General features: G+C 67.2%; 5 protein-coding genes. 2 read left to right on the top strand and 3 right to left on the bottom strand.

What is annotated here, in order from left to right:
- Nucleotides 1–597 precede the first annotated feature (597 nt).
- Nucleotides 598–1,317, top strand: a complete 720-nt coding sequence (locus ACGF8B_RS39080) for a DEAD/DEAH box helicase family protein (RefSeq protein ID WP_392747343.1) — start codon at nucleotides 598–600, stop codon at nucleotides 1,315–1,317.
- Nucleotides 1,318–1,321: 4 nt separating this feature from the next.
- Here ACGF8B_RS39080 and ACGF8B_RS39075 read toward each other — a convergent pair whose 3' ends face one another.
- Nucleotides 1,322–2,503, bottom strand: coding sequence for a hypothetical protein (locus tag ACGF8B_RS39075; RefSeq protein WP_392747341.1), 1,182 nt, complete (start codon nucleotides 2,501–2,503; stop codon nucleotides 1,322–1,324).
- Between the two features lie 288 nt (nucleotides 2,504–2,791).
- The gene (locus ACGF8B_RS39070) at nucleotides 2,792–3,640 is read right to left on the bottom strand and encodes a class I SAM-dependent methyltransferase (protein WP_392747340.1); all 849 of its coding nucleotides are present in this window, start codon (nucleotides 3,638–3,640) and stop codon (nucleotides 2,792–2,794) included.
- A 318-nt stretch (nucleotides 3,641–3,958) separates the two neighbouring features.
- On the opposite strand from ACGF8B_RS39070, the gene ACGF8B_RS39065 reads away from it, so the two are divergent.
- The gene (locus ACGF8B_RS39065) at nucleotides 3,959–4,507 is read left to right on the top strand and encodes a DUF1062 domain-containing protein (RefSeq protein ID WP_392747339.1); all 549 of its coding nucleotides are present in this window, start codon (nucleotides 3,959–3,961) and stop codon (nucleotides 4,505–4,507) included.
- A 166-nt stretch (nucleotides 4,508–4,673) separates the two neighbouring features.
- Here the strand turns inward: ACGF8B_RS39065 and ACGF8B_RS39060 are convergent, their stop codons facing one another.
- Nucleotides 4,674–6,089, bottom strand: a complete 1,416-nt coding sequence (locus tag ACGF8B_RS39060) for an alpha/beta fold hydrolase (protein WP_392747338.1) — start codon at nucleotides 6,087–6,089, stop codon at nucleotides 4,674–4,676.
- Between the last annotated feature and the right edge of the window lie 127 nt (nucleotides 6,090–6,216).

The following is a 6,216-nucleotide window of genomic DNA, read 5'->3' as shown; positions in this document are numbered from 1 at the left end:
GCCGCTACGCGGCGGAAGACGACAACGCACTCCGTGCGTTGTTCCCGGACTTCGTCCGGGGTTGCCGGTCCACTCCGTGGCCCGGGCAGTCAACTTCGTTGACTGCGGCCCGGATCGCTCCGCGATCCGGGCGGCGGGCCATGCTCCGCACGGCCCTTGGGCTGGCTGGGAGTTGGGGTGATCTTTGCTGGGGGTTGTGGTGACGGGTCGTGAGGGCCGTAGGTTTTCTGTCCGTTTCTCTGGTTCTCTTGAGTCTCTGTCAGAAGGGTTCAAGGGTTGGCAGGAGCGGGCCCTGTGCAGGTGCCGGACTGGTGGTTCGGAAACACTTCCACCTGATGTGCGTCACTCTTGATGCCCAGCTAGGTTAAGGAGTGTGAGCCGACGCCTGCCGCTGACCCTGGGGTCGATTGTCTATGTCCTGGTTGTCGCTGAAAAATGCATGCTTTGCACAGGGGTCCGGGTCCTTTTCACGCCCGAAAATACATTGAAGCGGTCGAGGAGAGGAAATTTTTGGTGACGCTGAAGGAGTTGTTCCCGCATCAGGTCGAGGCGGTCGACGCGGTTCTGAGGGCGCTTTAGACGCCTGCGAGCGGGCATATGCCAGCCGAGGGGCTGCGAACCCAGGTCACCGCCGCGACCGGTTCCGGGAAAACCCTGATCGCCGTCGCGGCCGCCGAGAAACTCGGCGCGCGGCATGTCCTGGTCCTGGTACCGACCCTGGATCTGCTGACCCAGACCGCGGCCGCGTGGCGGGAAGGAGGCCGTACAGGGGCGATGGTCGGGGTGTGCTCGCTCCGGGCCGACGACTCCGCTGAAGGACGAACTGAACACAGGCAGGATGGCCCAACCGCCGCGTCCCTGCACACTATTCGGGTGACCTTTCGATTGGTACCCGGCACCGGGCTCGTCCTCCCAGCGAACGCAGGCGTCCTGCGATTCGGCATGACCGCGCATGCGGCGCAGTGGACGGCGTCGACTCTGGCGGACATCCGCCCCGGCGGGTGGATGTGTGGAGCACACTGGACCTTCTTCTTCGTTCACTGCGACATCCTGGTCACGGCCTATGCCTGCACGGCTTGCACCGAGCAGACCATGGGGCACTTGATCATCGAGCGGACCGAGCGCGTCCTGGACCGGGCCGCCGACGTACCGGTCGCCTTCGGCGACTTCGACCTCTTCGGCTACCCCATCCATGAACTGACCGAGGTCCTCGGCCCGTCGGACCGCAAGCTCCTGCTGTCCGCAAACGTCAACCCTCAGAGCACGCACTACCTGTCCGCCGTACGCCTCGATGCCTGTGAAAGCGACCGCCGCTAGGTCGTCAGCCCGGGCTCTGAGTCCGGTGACGGCGCACGATGAGGAGCATGCCCGCGCCCGTGACCACCGCTGCGGCAGCCGCGCCGGTGATCGGCAGCGTCGAGGAGCCGGTTTCTGCCAGGGTGCCGCCGTTCGTCGTGGTCCCGTCGTCGCCGGCCGTCGACGACCCGCCGGCCGAGCCGCCCGAGACATTGGCCGAGCCGCCTGTCGAGCCAGTTGGCTCCCCACCCGTGACGTCCAGCGTGATGTCGGCCTTGTCGTTGGCCTTGTTGGGGTCGAATGGCCGTGCCTCGGTGCTCAGGCCCACCTGGCCCTTGGCGTTCGCCACCCGCTTGTCGATCTTCAGCTCGAAGGTGTAGGTCTCTTGGCTGCCCTCGTTCAGCGACCGCATGCCGCAGACGTACGACTTACCCTTCGCCTGGCAGAACTGGCCGCGCTTGACGACCGACGTTCCGGCAGGAGGCGTGATCATGACGCTGACGGACCGTTCCCCTTGTTTGGTCAGGATCCAGGCGGGCCCGGCGTTGATGAACTTCACCTTCATCTTCACCGTGTCACCGACGCTTCCCTTCAGCGCGGTACCCATCACCTGGTAGTCGGCCGTATTGACGGAGCTGACGGGCACGTTGACAACTGGTGCGGTCCCCTCGCTCCCGGCCTGTCCCTCGACCAGTTTCACCGCCGGCGCGGTTCCCGCCACTGGCTGGGTGCCGTTCTCGTCCGCTCCGGGATCGACGTCCCAGACATTCACTCGCAGCTCGTCGTTGAGCGCACGGTCCAGTGCCTCGACGCGGAGAGGCCACTCGGGCGTGTAGACGGTGCCCGGCTCCACCACTTGATCGAACTCGCACACCGCGATCCATCTCTCGGGCATCTCGTCGTAGGACCGGACTCGCTGTGTCCGGCAGTTGGAGGGAACCTCCGCGAAGTCGAGTCCTCGGGTGACGCCGTAGGAGACCCACACCTTCTCGGCCACCCTGGTGCCCTTGTTCGCCACGGTTGCCGACAGATCGAAGCTGCTCCCGGGTTTCACCCCGCTGACCGGCTCAATGCCTCCGATGACCAACTCGGGTGCGGTTTCACCGCCGAAGGCGGCAGGAGCCGCTGCCAGTACGATCAGCCCGGCAGCGCTGAAGGTGGCAGCAACGACACGGCAGGCGCGACGGTTGTGCCGGGGAATCGGCATTGAGAGTTCCTCTGCTGGGACGCGGGAAATCGGGCGGTGCCTTCCAGGAGAAACACTCCCGGTCACTAGACTCTTGTCGAACTCGAACGGTTGCGTGGCCGGTGCCTCCTCCGCCTTGCGGCCTCATCCACTGGATGCCGTGAACCCCGGCCCGATGTCGACACCGACCACCGGCGCGGGTCCGGAAGTGCGCTTCCTCCCTTGCCTGGAAGCGATCGCCGAGGCGGGGAGAAGTATGACGGCGACCTCCGCTTTGGAATCGATCGTCCAGGGAACCCGGTAGGCGCTCTACCGGCGGACCGCCGAGATCAGTCCGCCGGGCCACTCCTCGCGCTGCGGAGGGGTGCTGATCGGGCGTCCGTAGGCGGCAGCGCGTTCGCGCAGGGTGTGGCTGTCGGCCTCCCAGCCGTGCCCGGCCAGCCAGCCCACGGGGTCTTCGGGCATCTCCGAGACCCACATGGCCGCCGCGGATCCCGGCGTGGCGTCCGCGGCGAAGCGCTCGATCACGCCGCGCGATCCCAGTGTCAGCCCCATCCGGCTGCCTGCCGCCGACTGCGTGCTGATCCGGGCCAGCAGTAGCTCCACCGCGTCCTGGGGCAGATAGATCAGTAGTCCTTCGGCGATCCACACGGTCGGCAGTGCCGGGTCGTGCCCTGCGGCGGCCAACGCGCCTGGCCAGTCCTCGCGCAGATCCACCGCGACGGTTGTCCGCTCGCAGCGTGCGACGGCTCGCTCCTGGCGCAGCACCGACGCCTTGAACTCCAGTGGCGCGGCGGTGTCGACCTCGAACAGGCGGGTGCCCTTGAGCCAGTCCATCCGGAAGGCCCGGCTGTCCATGCCGGCGCCGAGCAGGACGACCTGACGGACCCCGGATGCGGAGGCCTGCAGCAACACGTCGTCGAGGAACTTCGTCCTGATGACGATGGAGAACGAGACGGCCATACGGCGGCGCCGCGCGGCCTCGTCATCGGGCGGCGGCGAAGAGGGCCACAGGCCGCCGGCGGTGGCGAAAGCCTGTGCCAGTGGGTCACGGAACAGCGCGCTCTCGCGCTCAGTTTCCAGCGCCCGCACTCTGGCCACCCCCACCGCCGTGGCCCATACTCCCGACGGCTTGACCCGCTCCTGCTCATCAGTCACCGCGCCAGGCTAAGCGCTGTTCCGCCATTCCGCGTTGAGCTGAGCACTGCCCCATCCCTGAGCTTGCCGTTTGATGCTTGCCGTTGGCTGTGTCCACGTCACCACGCAACTTTCGTGCTCCTCCACGCCTGGGCAGTTCGAAATCCAGTGGCACAGCGCCGTCGTGAGTCGTTACCGTGCCGCCGAGCCAAGTCGTCTAGGCAAGGACGTTCCGTTGTACACCGTGTGAGACCTCCCGAGTGCTGATCTGTCGCGCGTCGCGCATGTGCGCCGTGCTGCTTTTTGCTGCGGACTTCTCACTGAAATCGGTGTATTTCTGTGCTCGAAAACTGGGTGGTCATGCCCACCTGCCTGCCGGTCGTCCTCCGACGTTGCCATACGTGCGCGTCCGAGCGTTTCCGGGCAAATGGCAAGTTTCGCGTCAACGCGAACCACAAGCTCATCGACGTTTGGCTTCTCGTGCTCTGTACCTCTTGCGGGGAGACGGCGAAGCTCACGGTCCTGGAGCGGGTGAATGTGCGCTCCGTACAGCCTGAGCTGCTGGACCGGCTGCACGGCAACGATGTCGGTCTGGCAGCCGAGTTGCTCCGGGATCCGGTCGTACAGCGCCGAAATCGCATCGCTCTCGACTGGACCGACGCCTGGCGTCTCGACACCGGCGGATCGGATCATCTGGACCGTGAGGTGATCGACGTCTCGGTCCGCTTCGCGGCGCGGATCCCGGTCCGGCCGGTGCGGCTGATCGCTGAAGGCTGTGGTCTTTCGCGGGCCGAGGTCGAGAGGCTGATCACGAAGGGGAAGATCGTCTCGGCGGTCCGGCTGAGTGGCAAGCTCTCCGGCGACTTCGCCTTCATGCTCAAGCGCTGAGCCCTCCCCCGGCCCGGGGGCTTGTCCGGCGAGAGCCGCCGGACAAGCCCTGGAGGCCGCCGTGGTCAGGCTAGGGCGGCCTCTGCTCACCGACCTGTTCGTTCGTCGATGCACTCGCGCAGCAAATCTGCGTGCCCGCCATGTCGGTCTGCGTGAGCCTGGACCGTTAGTGCTCCTGGGTCCGAAGTGTGCCTTTCGGGCTGGTGAGGTAGGCGTCGATCACTCGCATCGCCTTCTCCATCCCTCCTCTGCGGTAGAGCCAGTGGCCCACGACGTCCATCGTGAACAGGGACGCCTTCGGGAAGGAGCTCGCCATGCGCTGCGCGCCCGGCAGGGGCGTTGCCAGGTCGTGGGTGGCGTTGGCCACGAGGACGGGTGGGAGTTCGCCCTTGATGCGGGCCGGCCGGGGCTTGGGCGGCATGGTCCAGCCCTGGCAGCCGAGGATGGTGTCGAGGGCCTGGGCGTTGTAGCGGGTGTGCGGGGCGGCCTTCGCGGCCCTCTTCAGGATGGCCCGGTACTGGGCGTAGTCGCGGATCCGGAAGTCGTAGTCCCGGCACAGCACGAGCCGGAAGGCCGGATCGGTGCCGGTGGGGAGCCAGCGGACCTCACCCTTGCCCGTGTACAGGGCGGCCAGCTGCTGTGCCGTGCTCTCCGGGCTCCCCTTGCCGAGTGCGAAGGTGAGGAGGTCGGACAGCTTGTCGGGGTCGACCTTGGTCCGTGTCGGTCCGTCCGGGCCCGGTTCTCGCAGTGTGCCCGCGTCAGCGCGGGCGAACAGGGTGTCGGTGACGGCTGTCAGGTCTTTGCCCTTGAGCGCGCAGGCTGCGTCCTTCTCGCACCAGGCCGCGAGCCGCTTCAGGGTGCTGTCGATGGTGACGCTGCCGTCGATGAGGTATCGCTCGGCGTTCGGCCGGTCCGGATCCATCGCGCTGTCGAGGGCCAGTGCGCGGAGATTGCCCGGGAACAGCCGTGCGTAACGCTCGCCGAGGAATGTGCCGTAGGAGTGGCCCAGGAAGCTGATCCGGCGTTCGCCGATGGCGGCACGGATCGCGTCCATGTCTCGGACGACGCTCTCACCGTCCATGTGGGCGGCAAGCGGCCCCGTCCGCTTCAGACAGTCGGCCGCCAGACGGCCGTTCAAGGTGCGCAGTCGTTCGAACTCGGACGCGTTGCGGGGACGGGCCGGTACCGGGTCGAGGATCGTCTCGTCGCAGTCGGCCGCACCGCTGCGGCCGATGCCTCGTGGGTCGAAGCCGATCATGTCGAAGCGCTGGAGCATAGCCGCGGAGTAGCCACTGATGGGGTCGTCGGCGTACAGGGCATCGTCGGCTCCGGCGGCCCCCGGCCCACCCGGATTCGACATGAGGACGCCAATCCGCCGGGAGGGGTCCGTGGCCCGGTAGCGGGCGACGAAGATGCCGGTCTTCGGGCCCTTCGGCTTCGACCAGTCCAGTGGCACCTCGACCACCCCGCACTGGGCCCTCGGGCTGGGGTCGGGGTAGGGCGGGTCGGCCTTGGGACAGACGCCCCAGCGGATCGACGGGACGGAGGCGGTTGTGCCGGACGGTTCCTGGGCGGCTGCCATTCCAGGAGCACCCAGGGCAGCGGCCACGGCGGACAGGGTCAGGAGTACGGAGATGCCCCGGCGTCTCGTGTGTGGGCTTGGTTCCACCCGCATGCTCGTGTTCATGCGCGTCACTGTTTCGGCCCTG

Source organism: Streptomyces sp. NPDC047917 (genome assembly GCF_043204345.1).
Taxonomy (GTDB): Bacteria; Actinomycetota; Actinomycetes; order Streptomycetales; family Streptomycetaceae; genus Streptomyces; species Streptomyces sanglieri.
Note: the sequence above shows the minus strand (reverse complement) of the source record. Positions and strands in the feature narration are given on the sequence as shown.